This is a genomic window from Pseudohalioglobus sediminis (assembly GCF_008370495.1).
Taxonomy (GTDB): domain Bacteria; phylum Pseudomonadota; class Gammaproteobacteria; order Pseudomonadales; family Halieaceae; genus Halioglobus.
Window position 1 is genome coordinate 319927 of the sequence record NZ_VTUX01000007.1, and the last position, 18366, is coordinate 338292.

Below are 18366 nucleotides of genomic sequence, written 5' to 3' on the forward strand. Positions count from 1 at the left end.
TGGTGGCGGTTCAGCTATGCAGGGACTGCAGGAAACTGTCTATCGCCGCACGTGACACCGGCTCGTTGAGCGTCGGCGCGTGACCGCGATTAGGCACCTCCACGGCCTGCAGACCGGGGTGTTTTTCACGCATGGTCGCCACGCACTCCGGCGCCAGGATATCCGAGGTGGCCCCGCGCAGTACCAGCATGGGAATAGCGGCGCTGGCCTCGAACACCGGCCATAAATCGGCCGGTACCGCGCCGGACTCCTCATCCGCCATGGGCTGGGCGATGGCCGGGTCATAAGCCAACACCGGGACGCCACCCTCGTCGCGATACAGGCCGCGGGTAAAATCTTCCCACTCCTGATCGCTGAAGTCGGGAAAGGCGATGGCATTGATCTCCCTGGCCTGGGCGATGGCCTCTTCCCAGTTTGTTACCGGCTTTGCTTTACCGACATAGGCCTTGATGCGATCGAGGCCCGCCTGGTCAACTTCGGGGCCGATGTCGTTGATGATCATGCCGCGAATACGCGCCGGCTGCATCGCTGCCATCACGAACGACATCAGCCCGCCCATGGAAGTGCCGCAGAGTATGACCTGGTCTATATCCAGGCCTGCCAGCAGGGTGAACATGTCCTGTACATAAACCGCAGGCGTGTAATGACTGACGTCACTGTCGTAGGCCGACAAGCCGCGGCCGCGATTGTCCACCGAGATCACCCGGTAGCGCTGGCAAAGGTGTTCGGCGAGGCCGGCAAAGTCGGCAGAATTGCGCGTCAGACCGTGCATGCACAGCACCGTGTCGGGGTCGGCGATAGTCGCATCGCGACAGCTGTAGTCGCGCGCATACAGGCGCAGGCCGTCGTCGCTCTGGTAGTAGTGATCGCGGTAATCAGCCATATTTTCGGTCTCCGTACTCCACGCGTAACTCACGCTTGAGTATCTTGCCATTGGGGTTGCGTGGCAACTCCTCGCGCAGGATCACGTCCGCCAGGCGTTGCTGTTTACCAAGCCGGGCATTGGCCCACTCCAGAATTACGGCCGTGTCTGCGCCGCCCGCGACCGGCACCACCAGGGCCACTGGTGTTTCCCCCCACCGCTCGCTGGCCAGGCCGATGACGGCCACGTCGTCTATTTGCGGATGTTCGACCAGCACCGCCTCGATATCCTGCGGGTAAATATTCTGTCCGCCGGAGAGAATCATATCCTTCTTGCGATCAACGATGTACAGGTAACCCTCGTCATCGATGTAACCAATATCCCCGGAGCGCAGCCACTGCACGCCATCGGCATCGACGAACCCAGCTTCCCGCGTAGCCTCCTCACGCCCCCAGTAGCAGGGCATGGAAATGCGCCCGCGGGATACGATTTCACCTGATTGATTGGGGCCGAGTACCGCGTCGTCGTCGCCAACTATACAGATATCGGTGCCCAGCAGCGGCGTGCCGACACTGGACCAGCGTCCGTCCGCGTCCTCGGGCTCCAGCGTGGTAATAATGCCCTCGGTAAGGCCATAGAGCTCGATAATGCCACAGGGGAAGGCCTTGAAGATGTCTCGCTTGAGGCTCTCGTGCAGCGGCGAGCCGCAACTCATCATCGCCTGCATACTGGTGACGTCACCACCCTGTGCCTGCAAAGCTTCGACAACGCGCTGGAACTGGATGGGCACCATGGCCGTGTGGGTGATGCGCTCCCGCGCTGTGGTGCGCAGGAACTCTCCCGCGTCGAACCGCGAGTGCACAACCAGCGTACCGCCAGCAAGCAGCGTGCACAGCATCGCCACCCAGGAGATATTCGAGTACAGGCCGATAGTCAGCAGGGTTCTGGCAGACCCGTTGTAGCGCAGTGCGATGGACAGGTCATAGGCCCAGTCGCGGCGCCCCCGGTGTGTGTGCAGAATACCCTTGGGCAGTCCGGTCGTACCGGAGCTGTAGATGATATTGAGAGGGCTATCGACGCTCACGTTCGCCGCCGGCAAGGTCTCTGGCTGACCCGCGCAGACGTCTTCCATGGCGACCCAATCGCCACCGGCTTCGCCGTCAGCTACCAGCAACTGCAGTGACTCCGGCAAGGCACCCGCCATGGCCTGCACCCGCGCCACCTGGTCGCCCGTGGCCACCAGCGCCACCACGCCGGCGTCGACCAGCATGCCGGCCAGCGCTTCGTCACTGACCGACAGGTTAATGGGTACCGAGCAGGCGCCGGCCGCCATGGTGCCGTAAATTGCCTGTACCATGGCCATGCCGTTGGCCATGACAATGGCGACCCGGTCACCAGGCCCTACCCCACGCTCGATCAGGCCGTGCGCAAAGCGATGATTTGCCGCGCAGAATTGTGCCCAGGTCCAACGCTGGTCGCCGCAGATAACGGCATCCTTGCTTCCGCGCCACTTGCCGTGCAGGGCAAAAATTTCAGGCAATAGCGGTGCGGCTGAGTCAAATTGGTACACAGCTGAATCCTACTGTTGTCTCTGGAAAAAGGGCCGCAGGTCACCCTGCGGCCAGGGAGCCGGGGCACCGCAGCCCCGGGTTCTCGCACGCAATCAGAAGCGGTATTCAACCGTGGCGCTGACCGTCAAAGGCGGCGCGTAGAAGATCGTGGTGTTGTCTTCCAGTCCCAGCGTGGACGGGCAACCGCCCGAGCCAAAGCAGTAACCAGCCGTCTTGATTTCTTCGTCGGTCAGGTTCTTGCCGTACAGCCCCAGCAGCCAGGTCTCGCTTTCGCTGACCCAGATCACGCTGGCATTGATCACGTCGTAGGCGTCCTGGTCCAGCACGGGTGCCGGCACCTCGAACTGCGTGATGTCGCCCTTGTACGACCAGTTGGCGTTCAGGGTCAGCTCACCGCTGAAGGCCATCGTGTTGTAAGTGAAACCGATGTAGGCCATCTCCTCCGGCGTATTCTGGATTTCGCGCTGGTCGGACACGTCCACGTCATTCACGATCCATTCCTTGATATCGGTATCAAGGAAGCTGGCGGCAAGTTGCATGCTGAAGTTCTCGGTAAAGAGGAAGTTACCCTCAATCTCGATACCGGAAATTTCCGCTTCACCGGCGTTGGTCAACGTACCCACAAAATCGTCGTTGATGCCATCGCCATTGGTGTCGATGCCTACCGACCCCGGCACCTGCATATCGGTGTATTCAGAGTAGAAAACCGCCACATTGGTAATAGCACGGCCGTCCCAGTACATGGACTTGAAGCCAATCTCGTAGGAGTCGAGTTGCTCCGGGTCTACGCCCTCTTCCACGGCCGGCGTCACCAGGTTGGCGCCGCGGGGGTCGAACATACCGGCCTTGAAGCCCTGGCTATAGCCGGCATACACGGTGATGTCGTCAGTCCAGAGATAGCTGAGGTTGATGCGCGGCGAGAAGTCGTAGAAAGTGCGTTCGGCTTCGTAGTCACTGGTTACTGCAATCAGCACTGCGTCATCATTGCCAAAGAACGGCGAGCCGCCCGCACCCAGGTAGCTGCCGCGGAAGACGTCGGCGCTGCGCTTGTCTTCCGTATAGCGACCGCCTACCGCAAGCGACAGCTTGTCAGTGAAGTTCCAGGTCAGGTCGGCAAATACCGACCAGGACTCGGTCTCAACGGAGCCACCGGTGTAAGCCGTGAGCTCAGCACCATAGGCAGAGCGCCCCAGTTGCCCGAGGACCACGTCGAAGTCGTTTGAGGCTTCAGCGTCAAGGTAATAGAAGCCGGTCACCAGGTTCATTTTCTCGCCATTGAAGAGCAGCTGGAATTCCTGGCTGAACTGGTCATTGTCGTAGATCACCGGGGCATCAAAGTCATCCACCTCGAGGCTGTCGAAGTCGATCACTGACTCGGTGTAGTCCTCGCGATCAGCCGTGATGGACCGGAATGTCCAGTAGTCACCGAGGTTCCAGTCCAGGGAGACCATCCAGCCTTCCGACTCCACCTCGTTGTTACCATTGATCCCACTGGTGGAAATATTATCCTTCGCGCCCGCGAGGGAATCGTAGATATCATTGAGCACAGGCGCGCCTGATACAGCGCCGGGGAACGGGCGGTAACCCGCTACCGGGCTGGAATCATCCTGGGTGTCGTCGTAGGAGAAACGCACCAGGATATCTTCCGTGGGCAGCCACTCGGCGCTCAGGCGGTAGCCGAAGATGTCCTTGTCGTACTGGTCGTCGCCGGTGGTTTTATTCTCTCCGTAACCGTCCCGCTGGAAGGACGCCACGGCGCCACCCACTCGGAAGCTCTCACCCAGCGGTACCGACACGGTGCCAACCAGGTCGATCTGGTCATAGGAGCCGTAGGTACCCTTGAGCGAGCCGGTGAACTCGTCGCTGAGCCTCCGGGTCACGTACTTGATAGCGCCACCGACGGTGTTGCGGCCGTAGAGCGTACCCTGCGGCCCACGCAACACTTCGATCCGCTCCACATCGTAAATGTCCAGCACGGCACCCTGTGGGCGTGCCAGGAACACATCGTCGAGGTACAGGCCCACACCCTGCTCGTAGCCGGCCAGGGGATCCTGTTGGCCCACGCCGCGGATAAAGGCCGTCAGCGTTGTGTTGGTGGCGCGCGATGGCTCCAGGGTGACACTGGGCACGGATTGGGCCAGCTCTGTGATATCAGAGGCGCCTTTGAGGGTCAGGGCATCGCCTGACAGCGCGGTCACTGCGATGGGCACGTCCTGCAGGCTCTCAGAGCGCCGGCGGGCGGTCACAACCACCTCTTCCAGTTGCAGTTTCTGCTCATCACTCTGGGCGACAACGGCCGGCGCGCTGACGGCGGTGGCCAGGGTGAGGGCATAGAAAATCGGTGTTCGGGCGATACGTGGTGTCATTTTGGTGCCTCTTTTACAGGTTTTTATAGTGATACAAAGTTTCTTGTTATTAGCCGGGACATGCCGCACGGCTTTTTCAACATGTGTTGAATTTGGTGAAAAATCTATTCAACATTTGTTGAACTGTCAACCCCGGTGGTAAATATTTATCAATCAGCTTTGCTGCGCCGGCATGGCATTGCGCGTCACCGCGAGGCCGAAAAGGCCAAATGCAAGGGACGCGAAAATAGCATAAGTAGCTGAAACAGCTGGATTTTCGACACCGCCAAAGAGGTTGAACCAGAGGTGCAGAAGCAGTCCTATGGCGGCCGAGCCCATAACTACCCAGAGCGGGATGTGGCGTCTCACCAACACCCCGAACAGCACCGGCACCAGCGATGCGGCCGCCAGCCCATAAACACCCTTTTGCGCAAACAGGCCAATAAGGGACGGCGGGTTCCAGGCGAGTACTACACCCACCACCCCCACGCCAACCAGCACCCAGCGCGACAGTAGCAACCCATCCACGCGGTCCCCGGCAAGGGGCTGCACGATGTCGTTCACCACCATTGCCGACAGTGACACCAGGATGCCGTCAAGGGTGCTCATGCCCGCAGCCAACAGGGTGATAAAAATGAATACCAGTACGTACTCGCCCCACACCGAACTGCCAAACTCCTGTAGCAGGTACTCTCGCACGACCGTGTCCTGGGCGTCGACTTCCAGCCCCGAGAGCCGCGCATAGAAGCCGATCATCAACATCAACATGAACAGGGAACCCACGACCACGGTGGTACCAATGAACTTGTTGATGTCGCGCTCACTGCGCAGGTACAGCACCTTGGTCAGGATGTGCGGCTGCAGCATCAGCGCGAAAGTGATTACAAAGCCACTCAGGAATACCGAGAAGAAATCAGAATACAGGTTGCTGTCGGCGTTGTAGGCGGAGGCATACTCTTCGCCGATGCTGCGCAAGGCACCAAAAAAATCACCGTTGAAGTATTTCCAGCCCTGCACAAACAATACCGCCGTTACCAGCATCATCATGATGCCCTGCAGCGAGTTGGTGTAGGCGTGGGCGTAAGTACCGCCCATCAACACGTAGGAAAATACGAACACCAGCACGACCACCAGTGCCGTCTTCTGCTCGATGGGGAACAGCCCGGTCACCAACAGGCTGCAACCCACGAGTATCAGCACTACGAAGGTGATGGACAGCAGATTGATAAAGGCAAAGAACAGGCTGAAGCCGCGATGGTTATAGCGGTAGAAAATCCATTGCGGGATAGTAACGGCCGCGCCACTTTCACCCAGGCGCAAAAAGCCGCGCGTCAGCACCAGGAACGCAGTAAGAATACCGAGCGAACCGGCCACGCCATAATGCAGATAGGCGGACAGACCGTGTGTGTAAACAAAACCCGGGTTAATAACGAAGGTCGCCGTTGAGGAGATGGACGCTGCCAGGGTGATACCCACGATGTAGGGGCTCATATCCTTGTTGCCGATGGCAAAGCCCTCCACCGAACGTGTGCGCCGCATACCCAGCCAGGACAACCAGTAAACCAGCAGGGCATAGGCCCCCACTACCAGGTACTTGAAAATCTCTGCCGTCATGCAATCACCCGATTGTTCTACTCTTATTGGTCGTGCAGCATATTCAACAAGCGTTGAATTATCAACTATGCTAATCTTCATCGCGTCGAATAACAGGGGTACTTATGAGCAGGAAAACGCCGAGCGCCAAGAGCGAACGCATTCTCGATGTCGCCGAGGAACTGTTCGCACTGCGCGGGTACGATGGTGTCACCCTGCGCCAGATCGCTAACGGCGCCGGCGTGGATGTCGCCCTGGCCAGTTACCACTTCGGGAAAAAAATCGACTTGTTCAATGCGGTTTTCCAGCGGCGCGCCGTGGAGCTGAACGAATCTCGCCTGAGTGCACTGCGCGCCTGCCAGGACAGCAGCGGCAAGGCCGGCCCTTCTGTGGAACAGATTATCGAGGCCTTTTTGCGCCCCCTGGAGATTGCCCAGGAAACAGGCGACAAGGGCTGGACCAATTACCTCGCGCTGATTGCCTACATCAACAACTCGCCCTACTGGGGCAAACGCATGATGTCGAAACTGTTCGACAAACTGGTGCTGGAATTCATCGACGCCCTGCGCAAGGCCCTACCGGACGCCCGCGATGAAGACCTGTTCTGGTGTTATCACAATTTATCCGGCGCACTGACCCTGACTCTGGCCCAGACCGGGCGCATCGACACGCTCTCCGGCGGCAGCTGCCGCTCCAGTGACTTCCGGGCCGCCTATGATCACATGATTCCGTTTACGGCGGCGGGGTTTCGCCAGGTCTGTGGCGGCCAATAAGCAAGGCCCAGCCTCTAGAGGCTGAGGGAGGCCTGGTAATAGTCGCCGTCGCCGCAGGATTCACTGGAAGCGAAATCCTGTAAGCGTTCATCCACCAGCACCTTGTCAGCCGCATCGATAGAGAACATCAAACCGTCCACGTAACCCAGCGCCTTGGACAGGATGTTATCTTTTTCAGATTCCTCAAACCCCTCCAGCACACTGTGAGTGCGAGCGCCGTACTCCTTTTCGCTGAGATACCCGAGCGACTGTTGCGCCAGAACACAGGCCAGGGCCCGTGATGCCGTGAACTCTTCCGGCGCCAGCGACAGGCCGGCGGCCGTCTGCGTGGTCAGCGCGGTAAACATTGCGGTGATCAGTAACTGTTTGCGCATAGTCATTCAATCGGCTCATTAACACTTCGCGGGCGATGTGGCATTGCGTTTCGACGTCACTGTACCGCCGGTTGTTTACAGTTATGTGACCATTTTCTTACAGGCGGACCGACCTGGAACGCACGCCGGGTGCCACCCCAAAGCGTTACAAAACCATGACTCTATTATGAATTTTTTATTACAAAGATAGATGCTCGCGCACATTGTGAGTACTCTCGGGACATAGCAATTTGCTGTGATAGTTTTTATTACAGTTGCGTGAAAGCTGCACAGGCAGCTAGTGGTAACCAGTAGCAAGGAGACCAACATAATGAAAACATTACTTACCGCAATCAGTACCGTAACCCTGCTCACCGTGGCGGGCTCCGTGCACGCAGGCCCCGAGAAAGACTGCCTGCTGGAGGGCACCGTGTATAAGTCCGGCGAGGCGGGCCAGGAACAGACTGATATCAAGTTCCATTCTGCCAAGCGCTACGATGAAGATGCGAATTGCCGGGTACGCCGCGGCGAAAAGCTGGAGTTCAAGCTTCCGGAAGACCCGCGTTTGCAGGATGCACCCTCAGGATCTTCGGTAAAGTACCGGTACCAGAAACATGAGGACGGCTCCAGCAAGACAGAACTGGTTTCTGTCGGCGCCTGAATCCTGCTTCCCTTTGGGCCACTCGCTATCAGCAATGGTGACGAGCGGGATAGTACTACCCCGTAGAAAGTGAGTTCGCCCATCACCAGTGATGATGCAAGCTGCGGAGGCTGAGGGGCGCTATCAGAACCGCCGTCATCCACCCCTCGGTCTCCGCCATCGAAGTGAAGCAGGAGCAAACCTTAAGGGCGCCCCCATAGCAACTCTCCCGGCCCCGGGAGGCGCGACGGCCTGGCGGCAAACAACGCGAAATCGCCCCAGCTCCTCGAGCGAGACGGCCAGCCCATCAAGGGCAACGCAATACCACGGGTCACCGTAGACTCCGCCAGGGATTGCCGCACTGCGTTTGCCCAACCCACTCGCCATGTTTTCGAGAAGTCCCAGGTCCGGGCACGTGCAATGAAAATGTAGTCGAACCGAAACCCAACCTTCATCGCGCTTTCACGGTACAGACATTTTTCCTTTCTACACTCACGCTCTGTAGCGTTGGCAGGGGCCCGGAAGGACCCCTGGACAACGTCACACAACGCCCCCTCACCACCGCATGCATGGAGATCTGCCGTGATCCACGACGAAGAAAGCAGCAACAAGTCAGACAATCGTAAGTTTTCCGAGATTCTGGAAGCCGCCTCATCACGCCGTTCATTTATGACCGGCACGATCAGCCTGGCGGCCGCCACGTTCATCGCACCCAGTCTCGCCACGGGCGCGACCCTGAACAATACGGTCGGCTCCCGCGGCAGCGGCGAGAACCGCCTGCGTAAGGGCGGGATCAATTTTGAGCCCGTACCGGTGAGCGCGGGAACCGGCCCAATGCCCACGATCTCCAGCGACTACGAATACCAGGTGTTGATCCCCTGGGGTACACCGCTGGAATCGGGCATCGCGGAATACACCGGCGACCCCACCACCCGCCCGAGCGCTGCAGACCAGGAGCGCATGATCGGCGTGGGCCACGACGGCATGCACTTCTTCCCCATCGAGGGCCGTAATAGTGAAGGCATACTGGCCATAAACCACGAATTCGGCAGCAATAGCCATGTATTGGGCAAGGAAGCCCCGGAAAACGACGAGGATATCCGGCTGTCGCAGGCGGCCCACGGCGTGGCCATGGTGCATATCAAACGCGGCAGGCAGGGCTGGAAGGTGGTGACAGACAGCCCCTACAACCGCCGTATCACGCCCAATACACCGGTGGTCTTTGCCGGTCCTGCGCAGGGGTCCTCCGCGATCGCGCCTGAAGCCGGGGCCAGGGGCACCGTCAACAACTGTTCCAGCGGCCACACGCCCTGGGGGACCTACCTGACCTGTGAAGAAAACTTCAACGGCTATTTTGGCGACAACCAGGGCACATGGACGCCCACAGAAGAACAGGAACGTTACGGTTTCTCTTCCACGGGCTTTGGTTACGGTTGGGAAACCCACTCTTCCGACAGGCGTTTCGACCTCGGCAGTAATGCGCATCCTAACGAAGACAACCGCTTCGGCTGGGTAGTGGAAATTGACCCCATGGCGCCGGACCAGCCGCCGGTCAAGCGCACTGCACTGGGGCGCTTCAAGCACGAAGGCGTCGCTATCGTAGAGGGCAAGAACGGCCACATTGTCGCCTACATGGGCGACGACCAGCGCTTCGACTACATCTACAAGTACGTCTCCAGCGGCAACTGGGAAGAGATGCTCGCCGAAGGCATCAGCCCGCTGGACAGGGGGCGCCTGCACGTGGCGAAATTCAATGATGACGGCACCGGCGAGTGGCTCCGGCTGACAATCAACAACCCGATACTGGCTGAACGCTTCAGCAGCCAGGCCGAGGTACTGACCTACGCCCGGGTCGCCGCCGACCTGCTCGGCGCCACCCCAATGGACCGTCCGGAGTGGACTACCGTGGCACCGAACGGAGATGTGTATTGCACGCTGACCAACAACAGCCGTCGCGAAGAACCCAACGCAGCCAATCCCCTGGCACCAAATGCGGACGGTCACATTATCCGCTGGCGCGACTCTGCGAACCATGTGGGCAACCGCTTCGTCTGGGACATCTTCGCCTTCGCGCAGGACACGCACGCCGAAGGAGATGAACGCAGCTTCAGCGATCCCGACGGCCTATGGGTCGATCCGGGCGGTCGCATGTTCATCCAGACCGACGGTGACCAGGTAAAAGGCCTCAACAACCAGTTGCTGGTATGCAGCGTGTATGACAATGGCGGCGCCCGGAGCATGGATATAAGACGTCTTTTCACCGGCGTAACGGGCGATGAGATCACCGGTCTTACCACAACGCCGAATCGCCGCACCCTGTTCATCAACACCCAGCATCCGGGCAACGGCGATCCACTGCTCAGTAGTTTCCCCGCCGAGCCGGACGGGGTCACCATCCCCCGGGACAGCACATTCGTTATCACTCGCAAGGACGGCTGGGTTGTCGGTAGCTGAATCAGTCGCGCACTCGAGGGCGCCCGGCAGGGCGCCCAATTTCAACTCAATTAACCAGGAGACAGCGCAGTGGGAATTGGCGGTATTAGCGTATGGCAGCTTCTTATTATCCTGTTGATCGTCATCATGCTCTTTGGCACCAAACGCCTCGGTTCAATAGGCGCAGACCTCGGCAGTGCAATCAAGGGGTTTCGCAATAGTGTGAAGGACGACGAGTCCAATGGCCCCGGGAACAGCTCCAGGTGATCTTCGAAAAACCTGTTTGGCCTGCAGCAACACCTCTCGAAACAGCTCGCGCATCAACGTTCTCCTCACTTTAACTTCTATTGCCCTGTAGCCTTAAACTACTGGGCAATACCTCCCTGTCGATTGCGAAGTGTCCTGTCCGGCTAACACCCAATGCTGCAGGCGTGTCAGTTGGAGTATGACGATGCCCGCCATATTCATCTCAAGGGTAGCGGAGCAGACCGGGAACGATAAATAAGGGTTCAGTTAATCTTTGGGCCTGATGCAGCAGCCGGACCGGCCAGCTCTGTTCCGGAACCTTGGCCGCTACATGGCGTGATACAAAAAAAGGGGTGCATTCGCACCCCTCGGATTCAGAAGCTCGCCTTGAGCCCGATGCTGTAAGTCACACCCGGGTCCCAGCGTTCATACAACTGGCCACCCTGGGTCCACTCTACTTCTTCGTCAAAGATGTTCGCCGCTTTGGCTTCAACTTCGAGTTCGGAGTTGCGCCACTCAAACGCATACTTGAGCAGCAGGTCTACCCGGTGACGATCTTCCTCGATGATATCCGGGGAGTTGTTGTCCCCCACCAGGATGATGCGATCACCGGTAAAGTTATAGGCGATACTACCGGTGATGCCGCTGTCGTATTCCTGGTAGGAAAACAGCAGGTTACCCAGCAGGTCTGACTGGCCGGTCATACGGCGCTCGTTGGCAAACAGGGGAGCGATCTGGCGACCACCAGTGAGTGGCACATCCGCAGCGGTCTCACCACTGCCCAGCAGTGTGACCTCGGAGTCGATCCAGGATATGTTCGCCGACAGCCGGAAACCATCCCAGGCCGGGGCCATATCGAACCAGGTACCAAAGTAGAGATCCTTGCGCACATCGAACTCTACACCCTCGAGCGTGGCCTCCTCGGCGTTGAACCAGGTGAAGATATCACCCTGCGCCTGTATCTTGGCCAGCTCAATGGGATCAGTGAAATCCTTCCTGAACAAACCGACAGACATCTCGTCCGCTGCACCGAAATACCATTCCCAGCGCAGGTCCAGGTTCTCCACATCCGCAGGCTCAAGGAACACGTTACCGCGATAGAGGTTCTGGTCCTCAGGATTACGCAGGGTAGAGCCGGTGATTTCCAGCAGGCTGGGGCGGTTCACCGTCTCCGAGTAGGCCACGCGCAGCTGCATGTTTTCCACGAACTCCCAGGTGATGGAACCACCTGGCAGGGTGTCGGAATAGTCGCGCTTGACCAGGTTATCGGTACCCGGGTCGGTATTGCCACCCCAGGCGTCGGCGGTGATATCGGTATCTTCGTCGCGCACGCCGAGCTGAACTCGCACTGTGGGCAACACTTGCGCGTCTATGGAACCGTAAAAGGCCGTGACCTCTTCAGAGGATTCGGCAAAGGGGAAGATACCCGAGGCATTGGCCTGACCCGCAGAGAAATCGCGCACCGTCAGGTACTGATCGGCCCAGTTCTGGTCACGGAACAATTGCCGCGGCGTCATCCAGGCGATGTACTCGGGCGCAGCAGGCTGCAGGCCGAAGCGGAACAGGCGGTCCTCGCTCTCGCGCGTACGCTCGTAGTTCGAGTAACCAGCCTTAACCACGCTGTCGAGGAAGCTGAAGGGCACCTCGATATCAAAGCCGTAGTCCTCGATGTCATCCTGCAACTCACTGTAGTTTCGGTCCGGAGCCTGATACACATCGCGCAGGTCACCCGCCGCCTGCCGGCTCGGGTCCACGATCGCCATGATGCCGTCGTTGTTCTCAGCGTAGGTGTAGGTACGTGTATCCGGCGCCTCGCGCGAACCCGACCCGTCAACCAGCCGCCATTCCAGTAACATGTCGTTCAGACTGCTGAAGTAGTGCTCGCCGGTGAGCTGGAAGGACTCGATCTCGTTCTCCGTCCACTGCAGCCTATAACTCTCGACAAAGGTACCGTCGTTGACATCGTCCTCCGAGGAGAAACCTCGGTCCTGCTGCACCTCGTCTTCTGATTGACGCAGGTTAAGCGCCGTAAACGAAATGGCGTTGTCCTGGTTCAGCTCCAGGCCGACGTTGAGGAAACCGGACAGGTTGACAGTCTGCCTGGTGATCCAGCGGGTGTAGTCGACAGTCTGGTTGCTGCCGCCATCGACGCCGGTGAATTCGTAGCGCGCCAGATCCTTGATGGTGTTGGTCCAAAGGTTGCTGTACTTGACGTTCGCCAGCACCCCCAGTGCCATGCCATTGTCAAAGTCCAGGCGTTTACCGAATTCCGCCTCGCCACTGTAGAGGGGCTTGAGATCCTTCTCGTAAATATCCCACTTGTTGTAGAAGCTGGCGCCCAGGTTGGCTTTTTCGGGGTAATCGACAGCCTCGAATTCCTCGCTGGTCAGCCCCTGTATATTCCGGGGAATCTTGCGAGTACCGTCATCCCAGCCCCAGTTATCGTTCTCTCCGCCGCGATAGAAGAGGCCGTCCCCGCCCGTCGATTCTGAATTCCCGCCCGCTGTAAGCTTGGCGGAAAAGTAATCCTCATCCGGAATGGTCTTGGTGCGGATATCCACCACACCACCGGAAAAGTCACCCGGGTACTGCGCAGAATAGGTCTTCTGCACCAGCAGGCTCTTGACGATGTTGTTGGGTACGATATCCAGGGGCACGGTTTTCTGGAAGGGCACCGGCGAGGAGATACGCGAGCGATTAAGCAGCGTGGATGAATAACGCTCGCCCAGTCCGCGAACATAAACGTACTTTCCCCCTACCAGGCTGAGGCCCGACACCCTCGACAGGGTCGCACCGACATTGGTTTCGGGAACGATGTTCATGTCTTCTTCACCCACCACATTGGAGATTTCAGACGTATCGCGCTTTTCGTCAGGAATAAACTCGCCGGTTACGAAAACCTCTTCCAGCTGAGGCGCAGGCGCATTCACCTGCACATCAGTATCCTGGGCGGAAGCGCCGGCGGAGATGCCCGCCAACGCTGCCACAGCGAGTGATAGTTGCTTACGTTTCATTGCGTGCACTCTCGCTTACAGGCCAAATACCCAGCTACCTTTCCAGCTGTCGATGTCGGAGCCGACAATGTCAGACTGCTCGAAGAACCCGTCTGAGGGCAGGGTCGCCGCAGGTGGCATGCTGCCGTCCTGGGTGACGTTCACCGCACCGTCGAGGTAGGTCTGCAGATCGGGATTGTCTCCGTCCACCACCTCCGCGCAGGCGAAGGATGTACTCTCGATGTTGATATCCATACCAATCAGGCCGACAGAAGTATCGCCATCCACATCAAGACAGGTCGCGGAACCGGAGACCATCACGTTGTAGAGGTCGGCGCCGGTGCCGCGGCGCAGGCGTATGGCACGCTCGCCACTGTTACCGATGATCGACATGTTGGCGATGGTCGGGTTGGAGCGCGGTTCGGCGTTCTCGTCACCCTCACGGTTGTCGGCCTCGATGCCGTTGTCTGCGGAGTCGGCGCCTTGTTCGATGTGCACGAACTGCAGGCTACCAGTCCAGCCGTCGGTCCAGTCGAGGGAGTCGTCGGCGTTGCCGGTCAGGGCCAAGTACCTGGCGCTCACCGTACCGCCGAAGAACTCGATGCCGTCATCCAGGTTGTTGTGCACCTGGATAAAGTTCACCTCGGTGCCGGAACCCACGCCCTGGAAGGCGATTCCGTTGAGCTGGTTCTCAGGATCAACATTGGAACCCGCGTACTTGACCACGACATAGTTGAGCTTGCCGCTGGAGTCCGCCGCATCCGCGCCACCGAACAGGCCGGAGTTGGCTTCACCTTCCTTGGTACACTCCACAGTGCCCCCGGTGGCGCCTTCCGGGCAGTCGTTGATCGGCGCGTTGCCGTTGATCACCAGGCCGCCCCAGAGACCGCGCGCGTTGTCCAGATTGGTGGCGCCGTCCACGTCAGCCAGCGCGGTAAATGTTACCGGCATGGAGGCCGTGCCGTTGGCGACAATCTGCGAGCCGCGGGAGATCACCAGGAAGTCCTCTGCGTCGTTGCCGACGATGGTCGTACCAGCGTCAACCGTCAGCACTGCGGAATCGGTGTTGTCGCCGCCTACTGTGGTCTTGCCGCTGAGGATGTAGAAATTGCCTGACGTCAGTCGCAGATCGGCGATGATGTTCTCGGGCAGCAGACAGGTCGGCGTGCCGGCAATCGGCGCACCGTCTGTGGTGCCGTCGGGACAGCCGTCGACTACCGGGAAGTCCGGCACCCCTGTATCCAGGGTGCCTACAGTCCAGCCGGCGGTCCAGTTGCTGCCTTCCTCAACAGCGCCGATAAAGCCGCTGTTCTCAAGGTCGCCGATACCGGCCACGTCGACCGGGTTCACCGCGCTGCCGTCCTGTGACACGTTGTCCTGACCGTCGAGGTAGGACTGCAGATCCGGGTTATCGCCATCGACGACCTCCGGACAGTCGAAGGCCACGCCATCAACTGCCAGCTCATTGCCCAATAAGCCCAGTGACTCACCGGACACGTCGATACAAGTCGCGTTGCCGGTGATGTAGGAGTTGTAGAGCCCTACACCGGTGCCGCGGCGGAAGCGCACACCGCACTCACCCGGGTTACCCACGATCGTCATGTTGGAAATATCGGGCATTGACCGCGGCTGGGCGTTCTCGTCACCCTCGCGGTTGTCGGCCTCGATACCGTTGTCGGCAGAGTCATCGGCCTGGTTGATCAACAGGTACTGTATGGAGCCCTGCCAACCGTCAGTCCAGTCCAGGGAATCGTCGGCATTGCCGGTGAGCACCACGTGGGTGGCGCTGACGTTGCCGCCGAAGAACTCGATACCGTCATCCAGGTTGTTGTGCACCTGCACGAAGTCCACCTCGGTGCCGGAGCCCACGCCCTGGAAGGCGATACCGTTGAGCTGGTTTTCCGGGTCCACGTTGGAACCGGCGTACTTCACCACCATGTACTTCAGGCTGCCGCTGGAGTCGGCAGGATCGTCACCACCGAACAGGCCGGAGTTGGCCTCGCCTTCCTTGGTGCACGCCAAAGTGCCGCCTACCGCGCCTTCCGGGCAGTCGTTGATCGGCGCGTTACCGTTTATGACAACGCCACCCCAGAGGCCGCGCGTAGTCTCGATATCCGCATTGCCCAACAGGTCGTCGATACCAGTGAAGGTCACCGGTGCATTGGCGGTACCATCAACAACCAGTTCGGAACCGCGGGAAATGACCAGGAAGTCGCTGCTGGTGCCGCCGTAAACCGTCACGCCGGCCTGCACGTTCAGCGTCGCGGAGTCGGTGTTGTCGCCACCTATGACCACCTTACCGTTCAACTGGTAAAGCTTGCCCGGAACCAGCGTAAGGTCCTGGGTGATAGTACCTTCAAGCTCGCAGACGCTTTGGCCAGCGACCTCTTCCGAGGCTTCAGTAGTGCCCTCAGGGCAGCCCACGCCGGGATTGCCGCCATCCGGGTTACTGACAGAGCCGGGGACCGTCCATCCCTGCGTCCAGTTATCCCCGCCAATCGCGCCAATAAAGCTGGCGGATTCGAAAAAATCGCCCATGGGGGTAACCGGATTGACGCTGCCGCCGGTGGTGGAGACCTCGTCGGCGGTGGCCAGGTAATCCGCCACCACACCGCCTTCGTCATCGACGACGGCTTCTTCGCAACCGAAGCTGGTGCCTGCAATAGTCAGGTCTGCACCCAGCAGGTTCAGCGACTCGCCGCCGATGCGCAGACAGCTGCCTGAGTCAACAACGAAGCTGTTGGTGAGGTGGATGCCGGTACCGCGACGGAAGCGCAGGCCATTCTCCCCGGCCAGGCCGAAGCCGGACATGTTGCTGATAGACGGCAGGGAGCGCGGCTGGGCATTTTCATCGCCCTCGCGGTTATCGGCCTCGATCAGATTGTCGCCTGAACCCGACTGCTCGATGTAGAGATACTGGATGTTACCCTGCCAACCATCAGTCCAGTCCAGCGAATCGTCGGCATTGCCGGTCAGTACCACGTAACGCGCACTCACGGTTCCGCCGAAAAACTCTATGCCATCATCCAGGTTGTTGTGCACCTGTACATACTCGACCTCGGTGCCGGAGCCCACACCCTGGAAGGCGATACCGTTGAGCTGGTTTTCCGGGTCGACGTTGGATCCGGCGTAGCTTACAACCACATACTTGAGAACACCGGAGTTGTCCTCGGGGTTGTCGCCGCCGAACAGGCCGGAGTTGGCCTCACCTTCCTTGGTGCACTCCGCACTGCCGCCCTCTACGCCCTCAGGGCAGTCGTTGATCGGGGCAAAGCCGTTGATGACCAGGCCGCCCCAGAGTCCGCGAGCGTTGTCTTCCACCTCACCGGTGACCGCACTGGCAGCGGTGAAGTTGATAGGCTGCTCGGCCGTCCCCTCGGCATCAATCTGGCAGCCCTGCTCGATAACGATAAAGTCTTCGTTGGTGGCGCCGACAATAGTGGCGCCGGGCGCGATTTCCAGAACGCAGGATTGTGCCCGGGCATGGACACTGTAGCCGGTGGTAAGCAACAGGCCCGCTGCAACGGCGCTATACAATTTGGTGTGTTTCATTTTCTTCTGTCTCCCTTAACCGTTGCTCACACTGAGGGCGCCGCCCTTGATGCGAAAGATCACGTCGTTCCCCAGCAGCAGACCTTCGGGATTGAGCTTGCCGCCCGGCAACTCAGTCACATCGATGTCATAGATCTCGCGGCCATCATTAGCAGTCTCGCCAGAAGGCGCTATCGCCGATTCGAGCGCTGCAGGAATCACACTGCGCACGACGTCACCATTGCCATCGCCGCCACCGTCGCCACCTCCGTCTCCGCCACCGTCGCCATCACCGTCCCCATCCCCGCTGCCGGGTACCTCTACCACGATGTTTCCCGGTGAAACGTTGTCAGACGAGGAACCGCCACAAGCCGTGAGCGAGACCACGAAGAGAGCGAGCAGGAACTGCTTCATTCTTGTTTCAGACGCCATGTTTAAACCCTGTAAATGTTTGTAAAAAATGCGTGGCGAGCGATGTGCCCGACAGCCAAGCCGTGAATTCAGCGGGTATGTTAGGGAGGAAAAATGACACCAAGGTGATGCTATTGTTGCAGTAAGATGAAATTCCCGGCGCCTGGAAGTCACCGCGGTGGCATGGAAATGGGCCGCTTGTTATGCGCGCGATGAGCAGATGCGCGACCCCCGGCTCGGGAGTTCACAAAAGTTTCACCTGCACTTATTGGCTCTGTAATGTGGCCCCGCGATCCTGTTCGAAAACCCACATCACAGGAAGCCAATCATGCGCCGCGATGACCACAAGTACGACGTCACTGAAAAGAGCCGAATCCGCGACGAGATCGACGAGCAGATTCGCGAGTACCTGAAACAGGGTGGCAGGATCGACACTCTGGCAAAGCAGCAGCACGCCTCGAACAACGCCAAAGCCGACGCGACCGCCTGGGGCGGAATAGAAGAACTGCCAGTCGGTGAGTAGCGGGCCGGCCAGGAACATCTTGCCGGACTAACCCGGGGCCCGGTCAGCTCCCGCCGTTGTCACTGGTTGCTGCCGGTCCCCTGTACGGGCGG

At 59.2% G+C, this 18366-nt stretch carries 13 protein-coding genes; 5 read left to right on the forward strand and 8 right to left on the reverse strand.

Annotated elements, in window-relative coordinates:
• Positions 1-10: 10 nt before the first annotated feature.
• The 4 genes from F0M18_RS15145 to F0M18_RS15160 all read right to left on the reverse strand — a co-directional run bounded on the left by F0M18_RS15145 (position 11) and on the right by F0M18_RS15160 (position 6392).
• Complete coding sequence (locus F0M18_RS15145; protein ID WP_149612293.1) at positions 11-883, reverse strand: alpha/beta fold hydrolase; 873 nt, start codon at positions 881-883, stop codon at positions 11-13.
• Positions 876-2432, reverse strand: a complete 1557-nt coding sequence (locus F0M18_RS15150; protein ID WP_149612294.1) for a class I adenylate-forming enzyme family protein — start codon at positions 2430-2432, stop codon at positions 876-878. Before F0M18_RS15150 ends, F0M18_RS15145 begins: the two co-directional genes overlap by 8 nt.
• Before the next feature lie 93 nt (positions 2433-2525).
• Positions 2526-4799 (reverse strand): TonB-dependent receptor, encoded by a 2274-nt coding sequence (locus F0M18_RS15155; protein WP_149612295.1) that lies wholly within the window; start codon positions 4797-4799, stop codon positions 2526-2528.
• 153 nt (positions 4800-4952) lie between these two features.
• Positions 4953-6392 carry a sodium:solute symporter family transporter gene (locus tag F0M18_RS15160; protein ID WP_149612296.1) on the reverse strand — a complete coding sequence of 480 codons (1440 nt, stop codon included), beginning with the start codon at positions 6390-6392 and terminating at the stop codon, positions 4953-4955.
• A 104-nt stretch (positions 6393-6496) separates the two neighbouring features.
• Here F0M18_RS15160 and F0M18_RS15165 point away from each other — a divergent pair, with 104 nt between their 5' ends.
• A complete protein-coding gene (locus F0M18_RS15165; protein ID WP_149612297.1) occupies positions 6497-7144 on the forward strand; it encodes a TetR/AcrR family transcriptional regulator in 648 nt (215 codons plus the stop codon).
• Positions 7145-7158: 14 nt separating this feature from the next.
• Here F0M18_RS15165 and F0M18_RS15170 read toward each other — a convergent pair whose 3' ends face one another.
• Positions 7159-7524 carry a hypothetical protein gene (locus F0M18_RS15170; RefSeq protein ID WP_149612298.1) on the reverse strand — a complete coding sequence of 122 codons (366 nt, stop codon included), beginning with the start codon at positions 7522-7524 and terminating at the stop codon, positions 7159-7161.
• Positions 7525-7828: 304 nt separating this feature from the next.
• On the opposite strand from F0M18_RS15170, the gene F0M18_RS15175 reads away from it, so the two are divergent.
• The 3 genes from F0M18_RS15175 to tatA all read left to right on the forward strand — a co-directional run bounded on the left by F0M18_RS15175 (position 7829) and on the right by tatA (position 10837).
• Positions 7829-8158 carry a hypothetical protein gene (locus tag F0M18_RS15175; protein WP_149612299.1) on the forward strand — a complete coding sequence of 110 codons (330 nt, stop codon included), beginning with the start codon at positions 7829-7831 and terminating at the stop codon, positions 8156-8158.
• A 561-nt stretch (positions 8159-8719) separates the two neighbouring features.
• Positions 8720-10591: a PhoX family protein gene (locus F0M18_RS15180; RefSeq protein WP_149612300.1), complete on the forward strand. Its 1872-nt coding sequence runs from the start codon at positions 8720-8722 to the stop codon at positions 10589-10591.
• Positions 10592-10660: 69 nt separating this feature from the next.
• Entirely contained in the window at positions 10661-10837 is a 177-nt protein-coding gene (tatA, locus tag F0M18_RS15185) for a twin-arginine translocase TatA/TatE family subunit (protein ID WP_149612301.1), read from the forward strand.
• A 353-nt stretch (positions 10838-11190) separates the two neighbouring features.
• Here tatA and F0M18_RS15190 read toward each other — a convergent pair whose 3' ends face one another.
• From F0M18_RS15190 to F0M18_RS15200, 3 genes are read right to left on the reverse strand one after another with little or no spacing between them, the layout of a single operon-like run.
• Positions 11191-13830, reverse strand: a complete 2640-nt coding sequence (locus F0M18_RS15190) for a TonB-dependent receptor domain-containing protein (protein WP_149612302.1) — start codon at positions 13828-13830, stop codon at positions 11191-11193.
• 15 nt (positions 13831-13845) lie between these two features.
• A complete protein-coding gene (locus F0M18_RS15195) occupies positions 13846-17361 on the reverse strand; it encodes a hypothetical protein (protein ID WP_149612303.1) in 3516 nt (1171 codons plus the stop codon).
• A gap of 15 nt (positions 17362-17376) precedes the next feature.
• Positions 17377-17772, reverse strand: a complete 396-nt coding sequence (locus tag F0M18_RS15200; protein WP_149612304.1) for a hypothetical protein — start codon at positions 17770-17772, stop codon at positions 17377-17379.
• A gap of 307 nt (positions 17773-18079) precedes the next feature.
• On the opposite strand from F0M18_RS15200, the gene F0M18_RS15205 reads away from it, so the two are divergent.
• The gene (locus F0M18_RS15205) at positions 18080-18274 is read left to right on the forward strand and encodes a hypothetical protein (RefSeq protein WP_149612305.1); all 195 of its coding nucleotides are present in this window, start codon (positions 18080-18082) and stop codon (positions 18272-18274) included.
• Positions 18275-18366: the final 92 nt, after the last annotated feature.